At 68.4% G+C, this 23,698-nt stretch carries 19 protein-coding genes; 9 read left to right on the top strand and 10 right to left on the bottom strand.

Features of this window, described 5'->3' with window-relative positions:
• Positions 1 to 361: 361 nt before the first annotated feature.
• From AB0903_RS31565 to AB0903_RS31550, 4 genes are read right to left on the bottom strand one after another with little or no spacing between them, the layout of a single operon-like run.
• Positions 362 to 1,606: a TniQ family protein gene (locus AB0903_RS31565; protein WP_366708169.1), complete on the bottom strand. Its 1,245-nt coding sequence runs from the start codon at positions 1,604 to 1,606 to the stop codon at positions 362 to 364.
• 21 nt (positions 1,607 to 1,627) lie between these two features.
• Positions 1,628 to 3,700 carry a hypothetical protein gene (locus AB0903_RS31560; RefSeq protein ID WP_366708168.1) on the bottom strand — a complete coding sequence of 691 codons (2,073 nt, stop codon included), beginning with the start codon at positions 3,698 to 3,700 and terminating at the stop codon, positions 1,628 to 1,630.
• Between the two features lie 31 nt (positions 3,701 to 3,731).
• Entirely contained in the window at positions 3,732 to 5,708 is a 1,977-nt protein-coding gene (locus AB0903_RS31555; RefSeq protein WP_366708167.1) for a hypothetical protein, read from the bottom strand.
• Positions 5,701 to 6,408 (bottom strand): hypothetical protein, encoded by a 708-nt coding sequence (locus AB0903_RS31550; RefSeq protein WP_202542034.1) that lies wholly within the window; start codon positions 6,406 to 6,408, stop codon positions 5,701 to 5,703. The genes AB0903_RS31555 and AB0903_RS31550 overlap by 8 nt, the downstream gene beginning before the upstream one ends.
• Positions 6,409 to 6,583: 175 nt before the next feature.
• Between AB0903_RS31550 and AB0903_RS31545 the strand changes: the two genes are divergently transcribed.
• Positions 6,584 to 6,868 carry a hypothetical protein gene (locus AB0903_RS31545; protein ID WP_366708166.1) on the top strand — a complete coding sequence of 95 codons (285 nt, stop codon included), beginning with the start codon at positions 6,584 to 6,586 and terminating at the stop codon, positions 6,866 to 6,868.
• A 95-nt stretch (positions 6,869 to 6,963) separates the two neighbouring features.
• On the opposite strand, the gene AB0903_RS31540 is transcribed toward AB0903_RS31545, so the two are convergent.
• Positions 6,964 to 9,627, bottom strand: coding sequence for a Helicase associated domain protein (locus AB0903_RS31540; protein ID WP_366708165.1), 2,664 nt, complete (start codon positions 9,625 to 9,627; stop codon positions 6,964 to 6,966).
• A 648-nt stretch (positions 9,628 to 10,275) separates the two neighbouring features.
• Here AB0903_RS31540 and AB0903_RS31535 point away from each other — a divergent pair.
• The 3 genes from AB0903_RS31535 to AB0903_RS31525 all read left to right on the top strand — a co-directional run bounded on the left by AB0903_RS31535 (position 10,276) and on the right by AB0903_RS31525 (position 12,295).
• The gene (locus tag AB0903_RS31535) at positions 10,276 to 10,413 is read left to right on the top strand and encodes a hypothetical protein (RefSeq protein WP_366708164.1); all 138 of its coding nucleotides are present in this window, start codon (positions 10,276 to 10,278) and stop codon (positions 10,411 to 10,413) included.
• Positions 10,414 to 11,207: 794 nt separating this feature from the next.
• On the top strand, positions 11,208 to 11,549 hold the full coding sequence (locus AB0903_RS31530; RefSeq protein ID WP_366708163.1) for a hypothetical protein: 342 nt from the start codon (positions 11,208 to 11,210) through the stop codon (positions 11,547 to 11,549).
• Complete coding sequence (locus tag AB0903_RS31525; RefSeq protein WP_366708162.1) at positions 11,540 to 12,295, top strand: helix-turn-helix transcriptional regulator; 756 nt, start codon at positions 11,540 to 11,542, stop codon at positions 12,293 to 12,295. The genes AB0903_RS31530 and AB0903_RS31525 overlap by 10 nt, the downstream gene beginning before the upstream one ends.
• A gap of 213 nt (positions 12,296 to 12,508) precedes the next feature.
• Here AB0903_RS31525 and AB0903_RS31520 read toward each other — a convergent pair whose 3' ends face one another.
• The 3 genes from AB0903_RS31520 to AB0903_RS31510 all read right to left on the bottom strand — a co-directional run bounded on the left by AB0903_RS31520 (position 12,509) and on the right by AB0903_RS31510 (position 15,944).
• On the bottom strand, positions 12,509 to 13,672 hold the full coding sequence (locus AB0903_RS31520; protein ID WP_366708161.1) for an XRE family transcriptional regulator: 1,164 nt from the start codon (positions 13,670 to 13,672) through the stop codon (positions 12,509 to 12,511).
• Positions 13,662 to 14,444 (bottom strand): hypothetical protein, encoded by a 783-nt coding sequence (locus tag AB0903_RS31515; RefSeq protein ID WP_358688512.1) that lies wholly within the window; start codon positions 14,442 to 14,444, stop codon positions 13,662 to 13,664. Before AB0903_RS31515 ends, AB0903_RS31520 begins: the two co-directional genes overlap by 11 nt.
• Before the next feature lie 627 nt (positions 14,445 to 15,071).
• Complete coding sequence (locus tag AB0903_RS31510; RefSeq protein ID WP_366708160.1) at positions 15,072 to 15,944, bottom strand: hypothetical protein; 873 nt, start codon at positions 15,942 to 15,944, stop codon at positions 15,072 to 15,074.
• Positions 15,945 to 17,103: 1,159 nt separating this feature from the next.
• Here AB0903_RS31510 and AB0903_RS31505 point away from each other — a divergent pair.
• From AB0903_RS31505 to AB0903_RS31495, 3 genes are all read left to right on the top strand, one after another.
• Positions 17,104 to 17,772, top strand: a complete 669-nt coding sequence (locus AB0903_RS31505) for a DUF3800 domain-containing protein (protein WP_366708159.1) — start codon at positions 17,104 to 17,106, stop codon at positions 17,770 to 17,772.
• A 573-nt stretch (positions 17,773 to 18,345) separates the two neighbouring features.
• Entirely contained in the window at positions 18,346 to 18,954 is a 609-nt protein-coding gene (locus AB0903_RS31500) for an ATP/GTP-binding protein (protein WP_366708158.1), read from the top strand.
• 68 nt (positions 18,955 to 19,022) lie between these two features.
• Complete coding sequence (locus AB0903_RS31495; RefSeq protein WP_366708157.1) at positions 19,023 to 19,430, top strand: hypothetical protein; 408 nt, start codon at positions 19,023 to 19,025, stop codon at positions 19,428 to 19,430.
• Positions 19,431 to 19,533: 103 nt separating this feature from the next.
• Here AB0903_RS31495 and AB0903_RS31490 read toward each other — a convergent pair whose 3' ends face one another.
• On the bottom strand, positions 19,534 to 20,427 hold the full coding sequence (locus AB0903_RS31490; protein ID WP_366708156.1) for an IS3 family transposase: 894 nt from the start codon (positions 20,425 to 20,427) through the stop codon (positions 19,534 to 19,536).
• On the bottom strand, positions 20,424 to 20,729 hold the full coding sequence (locus tag AB0903_RS31485; RefSeq protein WP_366708155.1) for a transposase: 306 nt from the start codon (positions 20,727 to 20,729) through the stop codon (positions 20,424 to 20,426). The genes AB0903_RS31490 and AB0903_RS31485 overlap by 4 nt, the downstream gene beginning before the upstream one ends.
• A 776-nt stretch (positions 20,730 to 21,505) precedes the next feature.
• Between AB0903_RS31485 and AB0903_RS31480 the strand changes: the two genes are divergently transcribed.
• Together AB0903_RS31480 and AB0903_RS31475 are read left to right on the top strand one after the other, a co-directional pair.
• Positions 21,506 to 22,141, top strand: a complete 636-nt coding sequence (locus AB0903_RS31480; RefSeq protein WP_366708154.1) for a sigma-70 family RNA polymerase sigma factor — start codon at positions 21,506 to 21,508, stop codon at positions 22,139 to 22,141.
• An 18-nt stretch (positions 22,142 to 22,159) separates the two neighbouring features.
• Positions 22,160 to 22,564, top strand: a complete 405-nt coding sequence (locus tag AB0903_RS31475; protein WP_366708153.1) for a hypothetical protein — start codon at positions 22,160 to 22,162, stop codon at positions 22,562 to 22,564.
• Positions 22,565 to 23,698 lie beyond the last annotated feature (1,134 nt).

The following is a 23,698-nucleotide window of genomic DNA, read 5'->3' as shown; positions in this document are numbered from 1 at the left end:
GATGCACGAACCGGCTCACGGACTGATGCCGGTGGCGGCTGGTCGTATCCTCCGTCTGCCGGACCAGGTGCCCGAGGACCTGCCTCCACTGCGGCCTGCGCACCGCCCTGCGTTCCCGCGATCTGCCGTGGCGGTGCGGGCAAGACGGAGCCGCCGGAGGCCGGCGGGTGGTGCGTGTCGATCATGCGCTCCAGTCAAGCGTGCCCGTGTGCGCGAACCGCCGAATCCGGCCAACTTCTCCCACACACCAACCGGTTCGCCCAGACTGCCGATGATGTCGTCGACGGGCTGCCGGTGTCAGTACAGGCCCCTGCCCCGCCCATCACCCCGCCCCGCCGGGCCGGCCCCCGGACCGAAACCGTCACCGCCGGAAGTACGCCGCGGCGGCGCGCCCGTACCGGTCGCGGAACAGCCGCCGAACTGCCGGCGAACCGCCGCCCGGCCGGGAACCGCCGTCCTCAACGGCGCGGCGCGCGTCCGCGACCTGTTCGGCAAGGGCGCGCAGCTGTACCCGGGCCGAGGCGGGGCGGTGGTCGGCGCGCAGCCACCACGGATCCAGCCCGAACCCGCGAGGATCCTGCTGCCCGCGCCGGATGCGGGTGAACGCGCCCATGCAGTCCAGCAGCGGCCCGGCATGCAGCGGCCCGCCCAGCACCAGCCCCGTCTGCGGGGCCCGGCCGGTGTCGGCCAGCCAGGGCCGCCCCAGCCGTACAGTCAATTCGCGGAAGAACGCCCCGTCCGGTCGGAACGGGCGCACCAGCCCACCCGCCCCGTGGTCCTCCCGCTCCTGCATACCGGGGTCGAGCAGCGCCGCGGCCAGCGCCACCGTCTCGGGGAAAACGACCGCGTCGCGAGAGATGATCCGCCACCACCAAAACCGCGGCCCGGCATCCCCACCCGCGACCGCATGCAGCCGGGCCGGCCAGGTCCGCTCCCGCTCCCACTCCAGGGCCTGCTCCCACCACGCACACACCACCGCGTGGGCGAGAGCGAACACCCGCCCCGGATCGGCGCCGACCGTGGCCGCGGTCCGGGCGACCTTCGGCCAGGCCCGCTGCGCCGCGGCAACCTCCGGGCTCGCCCGCAGGTCGAGGTTGCGGTGCCGGTGCCCGTCACCGCAGGTGAGCATCCACCGCCGGTGGCGGGCGCAGACCCGCTGCCACGGTGCCACGTACCTCACCACCACCGTGTCCTCTCTGGTGCGGGCGGCTGTGCACAGCCGGCACCCGAACGCCACCGGCCCGTACTCCCCAGCCGACGCGACCCTCCACCGGCCTGCCGCTGTGTCCGGCCCAGCCCTACCGGGACCGCCCGGCGTGCCGGAAAGGGTCGGCTGCGGCCAGTTGCCAAACGCGGGCAGCGCCCGCGCCAGCTCTTGCTCGTCGACCCCGCCCAGTCGGGCCAGCAGCTGTCGGCCGGACGGGTTCAGTAGCACCTCGGTGTCGTCGCGCGGACCGGCCTCGTCCCGCGGCCGGGAACCTGACCAGGTCCACCAGGGCAGCAGCGCGCCGGGTTCCATGCCGTAGCGCCCAGCAACTCGGGACAGGTACGACCACGTCGTCTCTCCGGCCGTAGGGGCAACTCGCAGCGTGCCCGGAAGCGGCACGTGTCTCCTTACGGCGTGTTGTTACTTGGAGTAGGCGGAGGGGGTGAGGCGGTTGCCTGTGACGATGCCGGCCAGTACGCGGCGGTCCGTGTCGGCGTTTTGGGGCCGGTGGGTGGTCAGCCAGGTGAGTTCGTCGATCCGGCGGGTCCCTCCGGTGCCGCTCTTCGGTGTGAGGTCGAGGACGAGTAGCTGCCCGAACGGTGCGTTGGTGTTGGTGTACTCGGCTTCCTGCGTGAGGTACTTGGCCTCGATGTGGGCGCGGGTGTTGTCGTGGCTGTCCTGCTTCATCTCGGTGAGGTAGCGCAGTGAGCCGAAGTGGACCAGGACGTCGGCGCGGCCCATTCCCATGTCAGTCGGCTCGACGAAGACGATGTTGTGCAGCGGCCCGGCCTGTAGCCAGCCGTGGAAGTCGCGTTGCAGGTCCGCTTCGACAGCCTTCCTGTGGCCCTTCGGCGGTTTGCGGCGGTAATCGTACGGCGGATCGTCCTTCTTACCGGCTCCGAAGAGGCTGGTGCGTGTCAGGTCGGAGCGACTCTTGAGGAACAGCAGCGTCTGCTCGACCAGGGCGCTGAAGGTTTGGCGGACATCGCCGGTGAACTCTGGGTGGCCGGAGAGTTCCCTGATGAAGCGGTCCAGAAGCGGCACGATCAGCGGGTCGGAGGCCTTCAGCCGGGCGACATCGCCGTTGTAGGCAAGGCCTTCAACGGCGGCGAGTGCGTCATCGTCGAGGCCATCGGCGATGCTGAGCGCGCGGTGGCCGCCGAGCTTGAGGACCAGGGTGGGGGCGATGCGGTGCAGTCGCTCGGAGGCAGCTGCTCGTCCGGGTTCTTCGTCGTCCTCGCCCGCGGGCTCCCTGGCGGGGTCGGTGGTGGCCTCCCGGGCGTCGATCCGTGCGATGACGACGGCGGCCGTTTCCGCGTCGAACAGCGGTCCGGGGTAGTCCTGCGGGTGTGCCGCGGCGTGCCGGAGGGCGTTGAGGAACGACTGCTCGCGCAGGAAGCCGTCTTCGATGGCCGGCTGAATCAGGGCGGCCAGCCCGGTGACATCGCCGCTGGTCCCGACCGGGTGAATGGTCCGGGTGGCGCGGTAGGCGGCGAGCACCGCGTCCAGGGCCTGCCACTGGTCCATCCGCACGGGCGCCGTCAGGGTCTGTGCGGCCGTCCGGAGTTGGAGAAGGAGTCGGCCCCAGGCGATCTCCGCGGAGCGTCGCGGCTGCAGCCATGCGGGCTGGTGGGTGCCGTGCAGCCATGCGGCTCGGCGTTCCAGGGCCTGTTCGATGCAGTCTGCCGCCTCGGCCACCTGGGGGGTGTTGCCCGCGGTGAAGCCCAGCACCGCATCGCACACCGCCACGTACACGGCCGCGTCATCCCGGGCCTCCTCGGCTGCCTGCGCCGCCGAGAAGAAGCGCCTGGCCTCCGTCATCCGGCCGCTGACGTCGACGAGGTCGTGTGAGGACAGCGCGCTCCGCAGCCGGTCGCAGCCCAGCTCGAACAGCGCATCGACATCGGCAGCCTCATCGACGGACAGCTGCTCCAACAGGTTACGCACGGTTGCGCTGACGGTGGCTTCCTGCTGGGCCCAGCAGTCCAGGGCGACACCCAGGATCCTCGGCAGGCGCTCGGTGAAGTCCTCGGGGCCGTCACCGGGCAGCTCTTCGAGGGCCTCCCACACCCGGTAGGGGCGGACAGCGTTGGCGGCTGCCAGCCGTACGGCGCCTTCCAGGCGGGCTGCGGCCAGCAGCGGCACGCGGGCGATGGCGTCGGCCAGACCGTCCAGCAGCACCGTGTTCAGCGGCCCGGCCAGGGCCGTTGTGGCGGCACTGCTGCCCAGCAGGGTCTCCAGGGCCTCGGTCAGGGCCAGCAGACTGCCCTGGCCGGCGAACCCTGCGGGAAACAGGCCGGCCGCTTGCGCCCACACCGGGTCGGTCTGGTCGAACACGGCGGCGACAGCCTCGGCCAGCAAGGGCGCGTAGGGGCCGGCGGCCACCTCTGCGATCTCGGCGGCGACGACGTCCTGCGTCAGGCCGACCGCGTGGAAGGTGACCGGTTGTCCGGAGGCTGCCAGTGTGTCCAGCCGGTCCGCCAGCTGCGTCATGGCCGCCCTCCTGCCGGAAGCTTGCGGTCCTTCACCACAACGGCTTGCCTTCCGGCGCTTCGATGATGTTCTGCTTCGGCAGGACGTCGTGGGCCAGGTCGAAGTCCCTTGTGGTGATCAGGACCTGCAGGTGATTGTGGGCGGCCAGCTCGGACAGCTCACCCAGCAGCCTGCGGATATCGAGGTCCTGGACTTCTTCCGCCTTGGGACTGTCGATGAGCAGCAGGCCCGGGTGGGTGGACACGTTATGGGCGGCGCCCACGCGGAGCAGGGCGATCACGACCGCGATGCGCAAGCGCAGCCGTTCGCCGGGGCTCTGCTCTCCGAAGGGCTTGGGCCGGTCGCCGCCTTTCGTCACGTCCAGGTGGGCGGCGCGGTTGATCTTCACCGACTCCAGGGAGTCGATGCCGAAGCGCCGGCCGAGATCGGCGATCTCCCGGTTGATGTCGGCGAAGAGCGACTCGGCGGCCGTCTGGTGGTCATCCTCCAGGATCTTCGTGCCAGCCTTGAGCACCTTCAGGGCCTCGGCCTCGATCGGGTCGTCCGGCAGGGGCGGAAGCTCGGGGAACACGCTCAGGGCGCCCTCCAGGCGCAGCACGTCTTCCTGGGCCTTGGCTCTGGCCGGTACCTGGACCGCGAACTCCGCACGGCGCAACTGCGCCTGAGCCAGGTCCAGTTCTTCCGTCAGGCGCGCCAGCCCGGCCTCGGCTGCTTCGAGGGCCTTCTTGGCGGTCTTCTCGTCCGCCGTGCTCTCCTCCAGCCGCTGGCGGGCCTCGTCGAGGACCTCCTGAGGAGTGTCGTCGTCACCGTGCACCGGCCGGGCGCACACCGCGCAGGCATGGGAATCGCGCTCCTGCCGGCGGCGGTCCCCCGCGATCGGTTGGTCGCACCGCGGGCAGGCCTTCGGGTCCAGCCCGTGGAAGAGAAGCCGGGCGGTGGCGCTCTCGGTGACGTCATTGACGAGCTTCGCGTCGTGCTGGCGCTGGACGCGGGCCCGGCGGTGTGCCTGCATCAGTTCCTCCCAGGAGTCCTGGGCGTCTGCGATGCCGCGGGCCAGTTGGACGGCGCGGGCCGCAAGCTCGGTCAGGGTCTCCTGCTCGCCCGGCTCTGCCGATGTCAGCAGGGCGAGCTGCTCCTTCGCCTTCGCCAGATCATCCGTGATCTTTTTCCGTTCGCCGGTGCGCTGGTCCCGGGCGGTCTTGTCGGCGGCGAGCCGGGCCTTGCGTTTGGCGGTCAGTACGTCCGAGGCGGTCTTGACCCGGGTCAGCGCGGCGGCGGCGGGCAGGTCCAAGAACACCTGCAGGAGCCGGCCCGGCAGCCCGCCGGTGACCACGTCACCGAGCAGCGCCTTGTCCCGGCCCGCTGGCAGGTAGACCGCCCCGAAGTAGACCGGCCAGCCGTGGGTCTGGGTCCCGGTCTGCTGGAAGCTGTTGACCAGCGGGTGCAGGTCCAGTCGGTCCATCATCAGGGCCTGCACCTGCTCGGAGTAGCTGTCCGACCCCGACGCGCGCAGCACCGGCACGATCTCGCGCGCTCTGTCCGGCGTGCGCACGGATTTCAGCGCTGTGATCTCGGGTCCGGACAGGACGACGGCGGAGGAGATCTCCTCGTCGGCCAGGTCCAAGCGGAAGCCCATCGGCTTGCCCGCCACCACGACGTCAAGGTCGAGCTCACGCAGCCAGTGGCGCACCCCGGTCGGCTCCCGCGGGGACCCCCGCAGGCACCACGTCACCAGCTCCAGAACGCTGGTCTTCCCCCGCAGGTTCGACGCCACCAGGCCGGTCAGCCCTTCGGAGAACCGCATCTCGGTGTCGAACGGCCCGGGGTGCACCGTCCCCGTCCGTACCCCGGCGATCCGCAGACGGTGCAGCCGCAGCGTCCGGGACCTGGCAGGAGGACTGACCAGCGGTAGGCCGTACCCCGCGAACACCGACCGCACATTCTCCACCGCTACGCCTGCCTGCGCCGCGATCCGCGACTCCAGCAGGACATCGTCGTCCTCAGCCATCTTCCCCCACCCGAATCCCCTTCGCCCGTGCCTGCGCCCGTAGCTTCCCCAGCCGCACCCGTGCACGGACGGCGACCGAACCGATCCGTTCGCCCCGCACCGCCTCGGCGTATTCCCGCTGCAGGTACTGCCGCTTCTTCAACTCGCTGCCGCCCAGCCCGTCGGCCAGCGCCAGCACCAACCGCGCACGGTCGACGTAGTAGCGGAAGTCCGGCGCCTCCCGGATTACCTCACGGGCCACCACGCGACCCGGTTCCAGGAGGAAGTAGTCGTGCTGGCGGACCCGGTTGACGGTGCCGCGCCGGCGACGGGCCACCAGCCCGGCGCTGCGCAGCACCGCCAGGGCGTCGTCCAAGGGCTCGTAGGCGCCGAAGTGGTGGCGCAGCATCGGGTAGCGCCGTACTTCCGGTTCCTCGGAGTCCAAGATCGAGCCCGCCAGCTTCAGCAGGGGCACCTCGCCGCTCTTCTCGTACTCCGTGAGCAGCTCGTCGGCGAGGTAGTCCGGATTGCGCAGCCAGAAATCCAGCTTCTGCAGCCGAACCTGGGTCCGGACCACGCCCACAGCCTCAGCGAGCCCCGGATCGGCAAGCTCAGGCTCGCTGACGCTCTCGCACGCACCATCGATGAGCAGTAGCAGGCGCACCGCATCCTGCTCCCGGCTGGTGACCGATTCGTCTGCAGTGGGAAGCTCTTGATCCACCGGCTCAGCGTAGCGGCGAGTAATCCTTTTTGGACCTCTCGTGTACCAAACCGGGTGTTGCACGCGCAGTCGTTCGCACGATCACGGCCGGCCCGTTTGTTGTCCTTCGCCCAGCTACCGACACCTAGGCCCGGAATCCGTTACTCCTGCCCAGCCCGGCCTCTACGCTGCCTTCATGACGTTGAATGCCGACGAGCATGGGCTCCTCCGCCTGATCGCCCAGTCACCAGAGCCCGTGGCCGCCTCCGACTTTTTTCACACCATCCACCCGGCGAACTTCGAGCGAAGCGCCGTCGAGAAAGACCCTCGGCGCGTGGCATGGCAGGAGAAGCAGTTCGGGCTCTATAAGGCGGTGATCGACCTGCACGACGGCGGTCTCATCCGGATTGTCCACCCGGCGAACGGAGAGCGGCCAGACCTGACGGAGGCCACCGAGGCCGGCCACGCTGCCCTGGCCTGAGGGCCCTGCAGGGCGGGCCCGGTTGGGCCCGCCCCAGCGCTGAGGGAAGAGCGGCAGCACTACGACGGGCCTGCCGGGCCCAGCGGCTACCTCCGTCAGGCCCACTCCATGCCCACCTTCCGCAGCGCGCCCAGTTGCTCTGCCGTGAGTTTGTCGCGGCGGCTTTTGGTATTGGAGATCCACACGCCAAGCCGGATGACCACCGGCTCGGTTTCGCCGTCGACCGTGATCGGTTCTCCGTGTCCGCGGGGTACGGGCCGGTCCGGGCCTTCCCGCTCCACCCACTGGGTGAGGGCGGCCAGGCCGCGCTGGAACGCCTCCTGTGCCTTGCTCGGGCCCTTCGTCGTGCGCCTGGCCGGCGGAGCGGGAGAGGGCACCTCGAGCGGTTTGATGCCCAGCGTTGTCAGCCGTTCCTGCTGTTCGGCGGAGAGTTGTTTCCAGGTGCTCGCTTCTCTTTGCCGCGTGAGCCATCGTCCGATGTCGTCGCTCTCGAAGAGCACGCCGGGCTGGATGTCGGGCAGCACACCGTCGGCGTCGACGAGGTCGGCCAAGACGCGGTAGTGCCGCTGCCAGTCGAGCGGCCAGGGGCAGTTCCAGTCCGAGTCGATCGCCGCCAGCTGTGCCGCGCGCTCTGCGGTCCGTTCCGGGTCTTTGCCGAGGCCGTCTTTGCGGCGGAGGTTGGCCAGGTGCTGCCCGATGGGCACCATCGCCTCGCCCTCGCCCCACACCGAGTCTTGCCGGGGTGCGAGGTGCCCGTGCGCGCGCCGATAGGAGCGGAGTGCGGCGAGTTTGTTCTCCCATGCTTCGTCGCCGGGCTCCCACACCATTCCGGCGTCGTCGAGGAGTTCCCTGCGGTGGGGGTCGAGTTCGCCTGCGCGGTGGGCGCGGCGTTGCTGGTGGACCCACCGGCCCAGGGGGTAGTCCTTCGTCACGCCGACCGCGGTCTCGGTGTCGTACGGCACGGCGTACAGGCCGGCGATCTCGTTCTCCTTCCGCCAGCGGATCAAGGCATGGTAGCCCTCCAGCCAGACCAAGGACTCGGGCCGGATGACACGGCAGCGGGTGAGGGCGGCGATGTCGGCGGCGTCGCGGGGGGAGGCGAAGTTGACCACGACCGAGGTGACCCGGTCGACCTCCTGCTGCTCCTCGCTCGTCTCCTCAGGCATGTCCTCGTTCTCCGGGCCGGCCGCGGTCGCAGGGGAGGGGCGGACGTGGATGCGCCGCCGTTCGGTGCCGCGGGTCCGGGCGTGGGAGGCGAGCTGGTCGACTATGCGTTCGGAGTGTGAGCGCAGGGCTTGGAGGATGTCGACCAGGGGTTGGTAGCTGGCCGAGGCGACCATGTCCTTGGGGTCCTCCCCGGGCTGGAGGAAGACGGGGATGATGATCCGGGCGGTCTTGGTCGTGCCGTCGGGGTTGGGGCGCAGGGCGCGTCCGATGTTCTGGACGACGTCGACCTGGGAGCTGCGCGAGCCGACGATGCATACGGCTTCGACCCCGCGCAGCCCGGTGATGTCGACCCCGACCCCGAGAGCGCGTACGGAGGAGAGGAACGCCCGGTGCACCCGCCGGTTCTGGGCGTCGATGCCGTTGGCGAACCGCTGGATCACCGCACGCCGGTGGGCGATGGGATGGTCCCCGCACAGCCAGTCCGCCCACACCCGGTCCGCAGGCACGTGCCGGCCCTCCTCAAGCTCGTACAGCTCTGCGTCGATCGACGACGCGGGCAGCTCCTCCGCCCCGGCCAGCGCCGCCGCGGAGGCCTCAGTGGCATACAGCTCGGCGGCGGTGCGCGGCATCTGCTCGGCGAACGCGGCGGCTTCCTCGACCCGCTGGTGGAACACCATGGTGGTGTGCAGATTCTGCTGCGCCGCGTGCTCCAGCAGCGCCGCCTGGAGCAGGGCCATGCGCCGGCCACGCGGTGCATCCTCGGACAGGCCCAGGATCGGGTCCGGGTCGCGGATCTCGAGCACGTCGATCTCGAACCCCGCAAGGATCGAGCGTTCCACTGCCTCCGCCAGACCGAGATCGAAGATCCGGGTGCCGTAGGTGCTGGAGTCGTCCTCCATCGACGCGACCACGACCTCCCGCCCGTCCCGGCCTCGCTGCGGCCGGGGCGCGGCGAGGATCCGCGGGGTCGCGGTCAGGTAGAGCCGGAAGTCGACCGGAATCCGGGACTGATCGTGGATCGCCGCCCACGGCCGCCCCATGTCCCCCGCGGTCATGTGCCCCTCGTCCAGAATGGCCAGGTCGAACGGAGCCATCCGCTGCCCATACAGCCGCTCCCCGCCCGCCAGAGCCGATTCCAACGGCCCAGGAACAGTCCCACGGCCAGTGACGTCGGCGGAGTCCTCGCGGTCCACAAGAGAGGCGTACGTAGCGAACACGACCACAGGCCCGGACCCCGCCCACAGCGCGAGCTGGATCGGATTGGTGGTGGTGCGCACCCCGAGCTGCTCCAGGACTTCATCCTTGTCCACCGAGCAGACCGCGACCATCGGCGCGCGGTGTCCGACCCGCCGCCAGGACTGAGCACTCTGCACGACCAGGTCCAGCGTGGGCACCATCACCAGAATCCGCCCGCCCGGGAAGTACTCCAGAGCGCACGAAGCGCTGGTGATCGTCTTACCGGACCCGGTCGCGGACACCCCCATCGCACGCGCCCCCTCCGGAGGCACAAATGATCTTGCAGGGAATCCGACCCAGTTCCGAAAGCTCGACTTCTGGTCGACCTGGTGCTCCTTGAGCGGAACCAAAAGCATTTTTAGACCTTCCCCGATTCCTGCGGTCCTTCAGATGGCCGCGTGCAGAGTGCAGGCTCACCGAGGCCGTTCCAGACCGACGCATCCGCCTTGTGCCAGCCGCCGGGCTTTCCGTCCTTGAAGGACAGCTTGCCGTCCGGATCGCTGTTCCTCGTCCACGCCGCCCAGAGGCCGCCAGCCTCGCCCAGCCGCCTCCAGCCCAGGGCCGCCGCACCGTGGTGTGCGGAGCGTGCGCGGCAGTACGGCCTCCCGGACGAGCTTCTCCAGCCACACCAGGTCCACCGGCTCACGCTGCCTCACGTCCGCCACATGTAGGACCAGTTCAGGGGCACCGGCAGACCGGCCGCCGCGCCGTGAACCATTCCCAATCCGCGATGCCCACCAGTGCCTCGCTTGCGACTGTCGCTGCCCTACCCCGCGACGCAAGGGGTGCAGGTGCTCCACGATCCGCGCTCGACTACTCCCGACTCTTGAAGGACGTGTCCGTCATGACGACGATCGACTCCACCCCGACGCCCGACCCGGCCACTCCCGCACCGGACCCCGTGCCGGCCCCGGTACCGCCCGTCTTCGATCTGCGTGCTGTGCTGCTCCTGGCGGGGGGCATGTTCGTGTTTCGTCCCCGTCACCATCGCCATGGTCTTCTTCATGCTGGACCGCCCGAACGTGCGGGACTCGACGGACGCCACGGGCTCGTTCCTCGGTGGGACCGCCGGATGGGGCGCTCGGATCCTGTCGGTTGTCCTGTGCGTCCTCCAGGCGTACCGGGACCGGCCCTCCCCGTAACCAGCCGTACTCCGGGCACGCCCAGCTCTGCGGGGTTGCTGGTGTCGACCGAGGAGTCTCCCGGGCGGGCCGGTGACCCTCCGGCCCGGAGATCCCGGCGTGCTCCTGGTGGTCGTCGGCATACGTCACCTCGAGGAGTCGCCTTCCCGCATCCCCACGTCCCGGTGTCCGTCCTGGGCAGCACTGTCACCCCGCGATCCCACCCCGGGCGCGGGGTGCGCCAGGACTTGGCGGACGTGGGGCCCAGGGGTGGCCGGATGCAGACGCGCGTGAGCGGCGGTCCGTACGCTTGGGTACGAACCGCCGCTCACATGTGATGCTGATCACGTTGGTAGGAGGTGGTGCCGCTAAACGCCGCCTCCGTGAGTCCGTCCAGGCTGTGAAGCGGGCTCGTAGACCAGAGTGCGCGTTCAGGAATTTAAAATCCCGGTTCTCGGACGGCGCCGGACACCTCCGGACACCCCCGGACGGCTTCTCTGCCGTGAGCGGCCCTTTTCCGAGTTCTTGTCATCTGTCCGCCGGACACCCGGAGCGCTTGCTTCGGACGGCAACGCGCCCCTGCTTCCCGATGCGGTCACACGCTTTGCCTGACGTCCCCCTATGTCCCGTCAGGAGCGTTCCCTGGCATGGGTGTTGATGCCCATCGGGGCGTCGGCGCAAGTGAAAAAGCGACTTGGAACCGGCGGTCCGCGTGAGGCGATCTGGAGGAAGGACGCCAACGCTGGTGCCCTGGGGGCCCGCTAACCCCCTGCTTCACATCCGTCCAGGCTTGAAGATCAACAGGAGTGTGGTTCATGTCGCCTTTGTGGCTTTTCATCCCGGGATCCGGCTGGGTGGTCCAGCCCGTCCCGATGCCGGTGCCCCTGGCCCCGGCGCCCGTACCTCACGGGTGCGTCGTCGGGTCCAATTCGGTCCAGGGGTTCGGCTTCCGCCGGGCCCTGCGCTGGGTTCGCAAGATCGTGATCACCGTGGCCCTCGTCCTCACCCCGGCCGCTCTCGTGTGGATGTGGCACGCCGGGCACGGGGCCGAGATCGCGGGCGAGCTGTTGGTCGCCGTCCTCATCGTCGCCGTCACCGCCATGTACAAGGGTGTCAAGCAGCGCTTCCGCTCCGGAGGTGAGCTCGCATGGCGATAATCCGTCGCTTCCCCGTCCTTGAGGACGTTCTGGAGACCGCGGACATCAGTAAGCACACCGTGGGCGAGGCTCTGCGTGCGTGGATCGAGTACATGAATACGAGAGGGGGGGACGAAAAGCGGATCGGTGTACGCGACATCGCGGACGCAGCCGGTCTGCCCTCGTCCCGCGTGAGCGACGTGCTCACGGGGCGGCGAGTGCCGAGGCGTGACGAGCTGGACATGATCTGTCTGGCCCTCGGCATGGGGAAGGACTCCCGCGTAAAGCTCCAGGGCCTTCGCCTCCATGAAGCGTCCCAGCGATCGCGCTCATCCCTTTCGGAGGAGGCCTACACCGTCGTACGGACTAGGAACGGCGATACCGTCGTCCCGAGCCCCAGGCTGTTGACCGCATCGGAGGTTCGCCAGCGGTCTGTGCAGCCGGTGCCGGCGTTCGGGCAGCCCGATCCGATTCGGGTGTCGAGCGTCCAGGAGCTGGTGCTGGCGCTCAAGGCTGTGCATGTCTGGGCTGGTGCCCCGTCCCTGCGGGAGCTGGAGCGGCGTAGCAGGACGGTTCTGCGGCGCAGCACGATCAGCGACATGCTGCGAGGTGAGTCCCTGCCGGACTACGAGCGGTACGTCGCGTTCCTGCGGGCGTGCGGCGTCGATGGCCCCAGCCTCGACACGTGGGTGTTCGTCTGGCGACGGCTGAGCGCTCTGGAGAATCCCGAGGTCGCTCCCTGGCTGCCTGGCGCCACGGCATCCTGAGGCCGACCCGTACTGCACGTGGGTCCGCACATCTGGCCGTGGTGAGTGGCACTCGCCACTCACCACGGCAGGTCAGGGTCTCCGCGCCCCGGAACTCACCACGAAGGTCGGCTACTGACGCCCTGCGGGCGGCTCCCTGGTGGGTCAAAGTCCTTAGCGCGGATTGCGGTTATCGATTCGGTGAGAGCGGGGACAGGCCACGGGCTTGGTGTCTCACACCAGGCGTAGTACCGGTCGGGTGTCGGGCATGCCCAGCAGTTCCCGGACGCGTGCTGGTGTCCAGGCCAGTTGCTGGGCCAGGTCGCGCATGTTCAGGCCGGTCTCCTGAACAGCCAGGTCGAATGCCCGTGCGAGGAGGGTGGGCTGTTCTCCGGTGTAGTTGCTGACGGGCTCGGGGGCGAACCCGGGTTGCCCGTCGAGCGCGCGGAGCCGTTGGTAGGTTCTGCTCGCCGTGGCGTCGGAGATCAGCCCCAGCTCGCGGCAGCGGTAGACGAGCGAGTGGACCGAGACGCCCCAGGTCCTACGTAGGTCCGCCAGGTAGGTCAGGTCCATCCGCCGCGGCAGCAGCGGCTGGATGCTCGCCTGCGGCGTCAGGAACTCCGCTGCGAAAGCGTCCGCTTCGCGTTCCTGCCTGCTGTCGCCGGTGGCGTCACCGTGCAGTACCAGGTGGCCCAGTTCATGGGCCGCGGTGAACCGATGGCGGTAGACGTCGTTGGCCCGGTTGCGGGTCAGGATCACCAACGGGCGTGCCGAGCGCGATGAGAACGCGTCGACGGTCGAGGCGGCGGCGTCTGCTTCGGCCGGCAGCGCCACCACGATGCCGTGCGACTCCATGCGCCGGACGAGATGCGTGACCGGACCCTCGCCCAGGCCCCACTGGCGGCGTAGCTCCTGTGCGGCGGCCGTGGGCTCCGAAGGCAGTGCCACCCCGGGGTGGACCTCCCCGCCGGCGAAGCCGGGAAGGTCCACGTGCGGGAGCTGCACCCGGAGCTCCAGCGCGTAGGCCAGCTCCCACACCTGCTCGGCGAACGCCAGCGCACGTTCCCTCTGCGCCTTCGGCGTGCTGCGCAGGCTGCGGAAGTGCGCCATCGACGAATCGAGGCGGGGACTGGGCCTGCCCGCGATGAAGAACTCCATCGGCACGTTCAGGACCGTGGCCATCCGCGGCACCACGTCGGGCCGGGGCCGCGAGACGCCCGTCTCATACTGGCCCACCGCTGCCGGCGTAACACCGAGGTGCTCGGCTACGTCCTTCTTCGTCATGCCGGCAAGGCGCCGGGCCTGGGTCAGCCGGGCTGGGTCGAACGCGTCAGACGCGGCGCGGGGGGTGGCTGTACGTTCTTCCAGCCCGGGAAGGACTGGGTGATCAGTTCTCATCATCCTCGTTTGCCAGGGGCTCGGTCGGAGGGACTTCGGTGGTGGGGGTGACCTTCAGCTTGTGGTCCGCCTCGGGGCGGGGGCTCAGGGCAACGATGGGCTGCTCGCCCTCGTCGAAGCCCGGATGGTCCGTCTTCTGCTGCGGGATGCCGAGCTTCAGCGTGGCCGCGGCCGGCAGGGGCAGCGGCTCCGGGTCGATGATCCAGTCCAGCTTGCCACTGGCGTTCGCGAGGGCCGCGACTCCCCAGTAGGGCTTGAGCAGCCCGGCCGCGTTGCAGGCGAAGGGCACGAGCACCAGGCGCGTGTCCTTCGGCAGGGCAGCCAGGTTGGGCCGCAGCTCCACCGAGCTCGGATCGAACTCGAACTCTCCGAAGATGTCGGCCTGCTGCGAAGGCGGAGCGAAGGCGAAGAGCTCCCGGATCACCGACCACACGTTCTGGATCTTCGCGGTCCGGACGTTGCTGTCCTTCTTCGAGAAGCAGAACGGGTAGAGCAGAGCGTTTCCCACCCGCACCAGCTCGAACCGGAAGCCGTTGGGCTTCACCAGCTCTGCACCCGGGATGCTCTTCAGCGCCGCGCTGACCCGCTCGTAGCCGCCGAGATACCGGACCACGCCGTGGACCTGGGTGGACGCCACGTCAGCTTCCAGATGGGACGCCTGGGCGTTGGCCTGCATATCGACCAAGCCCTGCCCCAGCCGGTCCCGCACGATCAGAGCCTTCTCCTCGCTGCCGAAGAGTTCGCTGGCCCAAGCAGAAACAGGGATCTCCATGTAACGGACCCTCCGGTTCGACGCTTCATATCGAAGCGTGTCAGTAGTGCTACCACTTTAGTTGATCTCAATCAACTTGCGCCGGTGCTTTCGTGACAGAAGTTCAGAAAATCATGGCCCTTGCGTCGAGAGCGGGGCTTCGGGCCGGAAATGCGCAGGTAGGGACCGGGGCCCTGTGGGAGGGGCGCCCAACCCCGCCCGCCGGCAAGCCTCGTGATGCGGGAGCGGTTCAGCGCTCTGGGCGCGGTATCGGCCGAAAGGCGCAGATCGGGCCCCGGCTCGCCCGGTTCTAGGTCATGCCTCCCGCATGGTGCGGTCACCGTCCCGGCTTGGGGCGGCTCGACCTGATGCCCCGTGCTCTGGCGCCGACGGCCCCAGCCCGGTGCGCTGCGGCGCGTGCATCAGCGACCGGTTCTCTACTGAAGGTCCGCGATGTGCCGCCGGAGTCGGCTGGGCGGATCCTCCGACCGCGGTGAACAAAGCTGAACACTCACCGAGGCAGGTCGGAGCTCCTCCAAGGACGACGGCGTGGTCGCGTTGCACGACGAGAGGGCGGCCCGGGCCCTGCGCCCGCGAGCTATTGGTGCCTGCTCCACCGCCCGGCGGGCACCGCATGGAGGGCGTCGCTCAAAGGAATGCGAGGGGGTCGGGTTGGCTGAAGGGGGAGTGGGCCTGGAGGCGGCTGAGGAGGTCGGGGGTGAGCTCGTAGATGTACCGGGTGCGGATGGCGTCGGCGAACATGCCTTGATGGAGCGCGCGCCTGGACACGGTGATCAGCCCGTTTCTCGCGAGTTCGTGGAGTCCTTTGCGGCGGGTCTCGTCGCTGAGGTCGTAGAGCTCGCGCCCGATGCGAGGAGAGAACCAGACCTGCTTCTTCTCGTCCCCGCGCTGTTCGTGCAGCAGTACTAGGTACATGGCGATCGCGGCCCCGGACAGCTTCATGATCCAGCCGTTCGTCCAGAGCCCGGCTGACAGCTGGACGTACAGGTGCTCGTCCCGCTGGGCACGATCGGCCTCTGTGTTGCCCTTGAGCCGCTTGAACGCGATGCCGGGCGGCATGTAGGGGCGGCCGTTGCCGGAGTCGCTGAGCAGGTGGACAGCGGAAGGCTCACCCGGCTTGCGCCGGACGTCCACAAAAGCCTCGTTGTCGAGCCAGCGCAGCGCTTCCTGCACCCGGCGCACGCCGGCGGGCTTGGCCCCGTAGCCCAGCAGCAGAGCCCACTCCTGGGCCCGGTACTGCATGACCGGTGCCGTCTCGTTCCGCGCCAGCCACAGCATCGACAGGTAGAGCTTCAGCCGGGCCTCCCCACCCTTGCCGCCGCTGCCCCGAAGAAGCCGGGCGAGAGGAGGCGCCTGCGCCGCCGGGTCGGGCGAGAGCCGGGCGATGAACCGGTACCGCACGGCGGCGTTCGTGGCGCGCGCCCGACCCGCCGCCTGCTTCGCGGCCACCTGCTGATCGCGCACCGCATCGGGATCGAACTTTACGTTTCCACTGCTCACGAGAGATCCTTATACGCAGATAGTCAATTTAGTAGCAGCACATCTAAGGGTACTGCATGCGCCGCTGTAACCGTGGGGGGTAGGTGATCACGAGGCGATTTTGGGCACCTTTAAGGTGGGGGTAAAGCACTACAAAGCGGCTGCACTGGACTTTAAAGCGTAGGGGTGCTATGGTTCTGACACGTCGAAGCACTCACCGACACGGGGCGGCCCGGTCTGCCGGCCCAGAGGACTGAGGGTGGAGGCGTAGCGAACACGCGCAGGGAGACTCATAGCGGGGCTTCACGCAGGGGTTGACACCCCGGGGCCTCCGCTGTCCCCACAGGCTTCTCGTACTGGCCTGACTGCACACGTTCGCGGACGAGGGGTGGCCCGGGGCCACCCCTCGTTTTTCGTTCAGCTCCACATGCCCTGCGGCTACCTCGACGGGGCGATCACGGCCGTAGGTTCGCGCCGGCCGACCTCCACCCCTGGAGAAAAGCACCGGATCGCCCCTGTGCGCGTCCTGCTGTCGACGCGGAGAACGAGAAGAGCCAGGTGCGCCCGTGGCTTCGGCGGAAGCAGACCGTCGCCGACGAGGGCGCACCGATCCCTTGGACCATGTTCATCCAAGGTCTGCCTGGGCACCCGTCCTCGGCGTCCGCGAAGCCCGGCCTCGTCCTCCGTGAGCTGACGCCGTACTTGCTCAGCCACCGACTCGACGCGCAGCACCGCCGCGTCGCCCACGTGGTGCGAGCCCGGCTCCGCAGCGAGCCGCGCGGCCGTCGACTCGGCGTGCCCTGCGACGTCGTCCAGGACCCGCGGACGGACGAGCCCATCTGCGGGCTGGGGAGGGTCTGCTTGCCCCCACCAGGAGACACGCCCCGCGTTCCGCACCGCGCCCGTCAAGCCAGTGCGCACCCTCACCGCCCAGTGCCCGCTGGCACCACCAGGGGCGCGGTGAAGTCGGTGTTGTGGCGCGGTCGCCCAGCACCAACTCGTCCCCTCACGGTGATGCCCATGACCCACCAATCCGGGGGGTTCGGGGCTAACTCCCGTCTCCGGCATGGTGCGGTCACCGGTAAGTAGCAGCCTGGCTCACTCACCTCTCGCCCCAGCCCGGGACTTGCTGCTCGAGGTTAGGTATATGAAGGCGTACGAACATCGTTAGGTTGGCCGTGTGGCAACAAAACTCTTCTACCTGGATGACTCCGGAACGGTCGACACGGGGTTCATCGTGTACGGCTGGCTGGAGATAGACATCATCCACTGGGCGCCGGCTCTTCGGTGCTGGCTGGACTTCCGAAAGAAGCTCTACAGCGACGTCCGCATCCCCGCCGACTTCGAGATCCACTCGACCCACTTCATCAACGGCCGCGACAAACCGTCGCTGGATCCGGCATGGAACAGGTCCAAAGCCAACCGAGGCCAAGCGGCGCAGGAGGCCCTGGGCGCTGCTGCCGCGATGCCCGGCACCCGGTTCGGAGCAGCGTACCGGCGGACGACAAAGACGGGGCCGGCCTATGGCGCGGAAAGGACAGTGGTCTATGAGGCCACTCTCCGCCACCTTGACCAGCAGCTCGCCCAGGATGACGATCACGGAATCATCGTCATGGACGGGGACGGATCAGACCCCTCCTACCAGCGAGAGCACCGCAAGCTGAAGCTCGCCACCCGCCGGATCGTGGAAGACCCCTGGTTCTCCGGCTCTGACACGAACCAGCCGGTACAGGTGGCCGACCTGCTCGCTTACACCGCTTACCAGACCGTGCTGAAGCATCCTGGTAAGACCTTCATGTGGCAGTGGTGGGACCAGCAGCTCCCCATGGCCACTCTGCTGGAAGTCTGAGGACGCAGAAGAGGCCCGGGGATACCGGGCCTCAAAAGAAGCTAGACCCGGTATCCCCATGTACATGGGCCGGGTCCGCCCTCCTAGTTTGCCATACAGGCTTTCAAAGCGCTACCTCTCATCGTCGTGGCTGAGGCCGATGAGGACGCCAGCTGATCTAGCGGCGGCAGCGTTTCAATGCTCTGGATGTCTCCCTGGGCCCGTGAAGATTTGTCGGCGGACGGCCTGGGAAGGTCCGTACTCACCGTGCTGCCGGGTGATGATCACCCGGCAGTAGCCAGGTGCGCGGCCGCCGCTGACGGGCTCACCGAGGCCGGCCGCGATCGCGTCGTCCGCCTACTTGAGTAGCTGCTCATCGATAATGTGCCCCTGGTTGCCGGGTAGAGGGTCGGGTTTGCAGTGACAGCCCGCAGGCTGCCAGGTTTGTGGAGGGGGTCACCCTGGACGTGGTGCCGCTCGCCGGTATCCAGGCGGTACTGGGCTTGGGCCGCACCACCACCTCCAAACTGCGCGCGGCAGCTCGAAGCCGTCGTGCACGTACACCCGCCTCGACCGCAGCCGCCCCCGGACAACATGTTCTGGAAGGGCCACGACCGCACGGAGAAGGGCGCGGTGTACGGGGTGAACTGCCCAGGCACGCAGGGGGCCCGGACGGTGTGGCTGCCGGACGGCCAGACCCCGGCCGCCGCCCCGGTCATCGACCCGGAAGCCGTGGCGCGCCGTGCCGCCGCCTCGATGAAGCTCACCGGTCCGGCTGTGGCGAGTCCTCGGGCGGCGGGGAAGTACGTGGTCGGGATGCCGATGTGGATGTGGGCGGACCCGTCCCCCACGACGTTCGGGCCCGTCTCGGCATCCGCGACGGCCGGCGGCGTCACGGTCACCGCGACCGCGACGGTCACCACCGTGGCCTGGGCGATGGGCGATGGCACCACCGTCACCTGCCACGGCCCCGGCACCCCGTACAGCGCCGACCAGGGCAAGAGCATGTCGCCGGACTGCGGACACCGCTATCAGCGGTCCGCCTCGGACAAGCCGGACGGGCGCTACCGGGGCACCGCGACCGCGACGTGGTCGATCGCCTGGAACGCCCCCGTGCTGGGCGACGCCGGGGATTTCACCGAGGCCCGCGAGACCGTATGGACGGCGTGGGTCGGTGAGGTTCAGGTCCTCGACACCAACTGACGCGGCGGTGCCGGGGGGATGAGGAGGGGTCGCCCGTCGCACGGATCCGGGGGCGGGAGGATGCGCTCATGGAGTTGGCTGACAGTGGCAGTGAGGTTGTGCACTACGTGCGGTTCCAGTCGCCGCACCGGAACCGGCGGGGGCATTTCACCGGCGTTTTCGGGCTCATCAACTCACTTGCGCGGGAGGGGAAGCTTACGGCGGAGCAGGAAGCTTTCCGTCGGAGCAACAACAGCTGGTACAACGCCGCGTACACCGACCCCTCGACCGTCGACCCCACCGTCTACGACCACGAGATCAACCCCGGCGCCGCAGCATGGTTCAAGCCGTCGGCCACCCATCTTCTTGAACGGGTCCCCGGCTATCTCCAGGTCTTGACCGCCCACGGCGTCGAATGCCAGCTCCTGCGCTCCGCGGATCCAGGGCGGGTCATCTACGAAGACGACGTCCAGGTCGTGGTCGTGCCCCACGCTTAAGCTGCATCACTGGGCGGCCGTGGTGAGTTTTACTCACCACGGCAGGTCAGGAGCCCGTGACCACGCAATATGAAGTTTCCCCGTGATGCTGGACACTCGTTGCTTACGCTGCGAGGGCGTGTTCTTGCTCGTGTCGCTGTCGGATCTCCAGCGGGGTGAGGTACCCCCAGACCGGGTGCTTCCGCAGTCGTTTTCGGTTGTAGAAGGTCTCGATGAAGGTGAAGATTTCCGCGCGGGCGGTGGTCCGGTCGGGCCAGCGGCGGGTGCCGATCTCTGCCTTGAGCAGCGCGAAGAAGCTCTCGGCGGCGGCATTGTCGTAGCACGAGCCGGTTCGGCCCATGCTCTGCCGTAGCCCCAGCCGGCTTATCTCACGGCGGAGTTCGTCGGAGGTGTACTCCGATCCGCGGTCCGAGTGCACGATGCAGCCGGAATCGAGCCGGTCGCGTCCGGCGGCCATCGTCAGTGCGTCGGCCACCAGGGATGCGCGGTGGTGGTCGGCCATCGAGTAGCCGACGATCTCGCGGGTGGCCAGGTCCAGCCAGGTCGCCAGATACAGCCAGCCCTCGTCGGTGGAGATGAAGGTGATGTCCCCGACCAGTTTCCGGCCCGGCGCGTCGGCCGTGAAGTCCCGGCCGATCAGGTCCGCGGCAGGCACCGCCCTTTTCGCCGGACGGGTCAGCGACCGGCGCTTGCGACGGGTGACCCCGGTGATGCCGCGCTCACGCATGATCCGCTCCACTCGCTTGCGGTTGACCCGCCACTCCAGCCTGCGCAGTTCGGCATGGATCCGCGGCACCCCGTAGGTGTGCCTGGAGGCGATGTGCAACACGGTGATCTCGTGGGCCAGGGCGTCGTCGGCGGCCCGGCGGGCGGCGCGGGCCTGCTCGCCGGCCATCCAGGCGTAGAAGGAGGAGCGGGCCACCTTCAGCAGCCGGCACAACAGAGCGACTGGGTGGGTGGTCTTCTCCGCCTCGATGAACGCGTACACGTCGCTCATCGATCGCTCTCCTTCGCGAAGAAGACCGCCGCTTTTCGCAGCACCTCGATCGTCTCGGCCTGCTCACGGTTCTGCCGACGCAGCCGACGCAGTTCCTCCCGCTCCGCGCTCGTGAGCTCGCCCGGCACCCCCTGCCCGCGGTCGATCGTGTCCTGCTTGACCCAGTTCCGCAGACCCTCGGCACTGACCCCGATCTCCCGGGCCACCTCGGTGACGGTCCTGCCGGAGGAGCGGACCAGCGCGACCGCGTCGCGCTTGAACTCCTCCGAGTACCGCCTGCTGCGGTTGCTCTTGCTTCCCACCTGGCACTACTTCCTCTGGAACCTCACGTCCCAGTCTCCAGGTGTCCAACATCAAGGGGAAGCTTCAATACGCCCCCACTCACCACGGTGGCCCGGCACTCACCACGCCACTCACCACGGCGGTCGGCTGCTCACCACGGAAACTCACCACGCCAGGGCGGGCACTCACCACGTCCGGTTGTCCGGTGGATCCGCGGTGGCGTGGTCCCCGTGGCGAGTAGCCGGGCTCCTGCCCAGGGTGTAGGTGTGCTCGGCCGTCGTACGTGTTTCCCGGCTCTCGGACCGGCCCGGTACCGGGCCGGCTGGGCGTCGTTGACCGGGCATGAGTCGAAAGAAGCGTTCGCAGGTCCGTGTGGTGAGTGCTCAGACTTCCTCTTCTGCTGCCCTTCCTGCCCCGGGGTGTTGGGGAGTGGGGTGGTGGGGTGGTGGCGGTCATCGGAAGCCGGCGGGGCGCTGCGCTGGCCGGAGGGGGACCGCGCCGGCCGGTGGCCGCCGCGCGCCCCGGGGGAAGGTGGCGAGGGAGCCGTCAGCGGCTGCTGAGCGCTTCCTCCGGGCCGGCGGCGGGGATCGGGGCTAAGGGGAGCGGGGAGCCAGCGGAGGCTGGCCTGCGACTGCGCTCCGCGGACGGCCGGACCTATGAGGGTCTGGAAAAAAGATGTGTCCGAGGGTGTCCGAGCGTCTTCGTGCCCTCGTAGAACGAGGTGTGCGGCGCAATCCGCATCGCGCACCCGCCTCCCGGCCCTCCTGCCGGGGTCGGGCAAATGAATGGGGAAGCCGTGTACTCCACGACGTCTCTGTGCACGACGCGTTGCCTGCTCGGGGCCTTCCCCGAGCAGACCGCCGTCGTGCAGGAATGCAAGGGAGCCGTCGGCTCCGACATCGGCTCTCACGACACGCTCGGTGCGGTCTGCACGCTCGACGCAGAGTTCACCCGGTTTGTAGCGGGGACCGAAACCATGCTCTACCGGCACGCCTTCCGTCTGTGCGGGAACCATGCGCAGGCGCAGGATCTGGTGCAGTCGGGGTACCTCAAGATCTGGACCAGCTGGCTGGCCCACGGTCCCAGGGGCCTGGATCACCAGAGGGCTCTGGCGTACACCGCCGTCAGGCACGAGTACTTCGACTTCTTGAAGAAGAAGTCGAACGGCTACGTGCCGACCGACCTCGCCGATTATGACACGGCTGGTGACGGGATGGTTGATGAAGAGCTCCTCGCGGCCGAGGACGCCCGCGAGGTTCTGAAGGCGATTGATCAGCTTCCCGATACGTTTCGGGATCTGATTACCGCCGTCTATATCGACGGAGCCACGGTGGCGGCGTTCGCTGAATCGGAAGGCATTGCTCCGAAGACAGCTAGCCGCTACCACCTCAAGGCTTTGAAGCTCTTGCGTGGACTTCTCGGAGAGCAGTAAAAACGAAGGAGGCAGACAATGGACGCCCTGACAAAGCGTCTGAGTCAGGCCGCCGATTACCTCAAGAGGGAGTCCGACGCCGCCCTTCAGGAACTGTTGGCCGAGACATTCTGTGCGGTCCACAGTTCCAAGGGTGGTGTTGGGGAACTCGACCGGAGGGGGGAAGGCATCGCCTTCCCCCCTCCGGGGGGAGATCCCCGGCCGGCACACCTGAGCACAAAAGAAGAGCAGCAGACCAAAGGCCAGAAAGAACTGGAAACGCTGCTGGAAAACGACAGGAAGGGACTTGCAGACGGGAGGGCTCTGCGTCGTATCGCAGAGCTGACAGAGCTGTTCGACGGTGAACGGCTGGCTCAGGTCTGGTGGCACCGAGCAGCGCTAGAGGGAGATCCTGTAGCAATCATGATGCTCGGCGACGACTAGAAGCCTTGGCGGCAGCGACTGGCAGGAGCGCGACCGCCCACACAGAACTGGAGGTCAACAGCCGACAACCGCGCGGCCCTGAGAGGTGAATGATCAGGGCGAGAAGGACGCAAAGAAACCGGCAGACAGCAAAAAACCACAGAGCAAGAAGAATGGAACAGACGAAGCACGTCTCCTCGGACAGAAAGAAAGAGAAGAATCATGCCCCTGAAATCCGAGGAAAACCTACTAGCGATCCGGTAGTAGCACCCTTAGGTGCAACGTACCTGCCGATCGAACCGATGTAAGCCTGTGAAGTGGCAGTGGGTAGGGGGGCCATCTGCCACCCCGCAGGCTCCCGGGGGCCCAGCAGAGTATCTGCTGGGCCCCTCCCAATCAGGCTAGCTGTCGCCGCTAGGCGGGCTGCTCAGGACCGAGATCCTTGACGCCACTGCATGCCGTGCCCGGAGCCGGAACCTCACTCACCACCGATACCCGAGGCGCCCGGTCACGAAATACCCCCTCGTCCAATGCAATATCAGCCCCCAGAAAGAGAACTCCAGTGGCCAACCCTATGGACACTGACCCCCGAATACTCCCAGGATTGAACTGCCTTCTAATGAACGACTTACCCTTAACGTCCTTCACGGAGCTCCCTCACGTTGGATTGAAACCGACTTCCTACCTAGTAATACGAGGGCAGCCGAAGGACCGGACACCTACGGGCCGTCCACCCCCTGCAACCCGTTTCCTAGCCGAGGCAAGGCACGGTGCCTACGGCCTCGGGACAGCCTGGGGGAGTCACCAAATTCTGCCAACTCAACATGGTGCATCAGTTGTTGCACCAGAACGACCGGCCACCCTTCCTCGCAGCCAGCCCGGCCCGCGCCAGCGGGCCGTTGGTCCTGGAGGCGCAGCCGGAGGGACTGTTGGGTTAGGGAGCGCAGCGGACCGGCCCAACCCGGTGCGGAGCGAAGCGGAGAACCGGTCACGCCTTGCGCAGCAAGGCCCGGCCTGGGAGCGCAGCGGACAGGCCGTCACCACCCGGACGCAGTCCGGGTGGTGGGCACCTTGCGCAGCGAGGTGCAGCGCGGACGCGGAGCGTCCGCGCAACCACCGGGCGCAGCCCGGTGGTTCGCTTGCCCATCGCGCAGC

This window comes from Streptomyces sp. NPDC048389 (assembly GCF_040706335.1).
Lineage (GTDB): Bacteria > Actinomycetota > Actinomycetes > Streptomycetales > Streptomycetaceae > Streptomyces.
The sequence above is the reverse complement of the archived record's forward strand: the minus strand, read 5'-3'. Positions and strand labels throughout refer to the sequence as shown.

Coding starts and splice junctions, on each gene's coding strand:
- AB0903_RS31560 (WP_366708168.1), bottom strand. CDS start 3,700: ATGACGCAGCTGGCGGACCGGCTGGACACACTGGCAGCCTCCGGACAA.
- AB0903_RS31555 (WP_366708167.1), bottom strand. CDS start 5,708: ATGGCTGAGGACGACGATGTCCTGCTGGAGTCGCGGATCGCGGCGCAG.
- AB0903_RS31545 (WP_366708166.1), top strand. CDS start 6,584: ATGACGTTGAATGCCGACGAGCATGGGCTCCTCCGCCTGATCGCCCAG.
- AB0903_RS31540 (WP_366708165.1), bottom strand. CDS start 9,627: ATGCTTTTGGTTCCGCTCAAGGAGCACCAGGTCGACCAGAAGTCGAGC.
- AB0903_RS31535 (WP_366708164.1), top strand. CDS start 10,276: ATGCTGGACCGCCCGAACGTGCGGGACTCGACGGACGCCACGGGCTCG.
- AB0903_RS31530 (WP_366708163.1), top strand. CDS start 11,208: ATGTCGCCTTTGTGGCTTTTCATCCCGGGATCCGGCTGGGTGGTCCAG.
- AB0903_RS31525 (WP_366708162.1), top strand. CDS start 11,540: ATGGCGATAATCCGTCGCTTCCCCGTCCTTGAGGACGTTCTGGAGACC.
- AB0903_RS31520 (WP_366708161.1), bottom strand. CDS start 13,672: ATGAGAACTGATCACCCAGTCCTTCCCGGGCTGGAAGAACGTACAGCC.
- AB0903_RS31515 (WP_358688512.1), bottom strand. CDS start 14,444: ATGGAGATCCCTGTTTCTGCTTGGGCCAGCGAACTCTTCGGCAGCGAG.
- AB0903_RS31500 (WP_366708158.1), top strand. CDS start 18,346: ATGTTCTGGAAGGGCCACGACCGCACGGAGAAGGGCGCGGTGTACGGG.
- AB0903_RS31495 (WP_366708157.1), top strand. CDS start 19,023: ATGGAGTTGGCTGACAGTGGCAGTGAGGTTGTGCACTACGTGCGGTTC.
- AB0903_RS31490 (WP_366708156.1), bottom strand. CDS start 20,427: ATGAGCGACGTGTACGCGTTCATCGAGGCGGAGAAGACCACCCACCCA.
- AB0903_RS31475 (WP_366708153.1), top strand. CDS start 22,160: ATGGACGCCCTGACAAAGCGTCTGAGTCAGGCCGCCGATTACCTCAAG.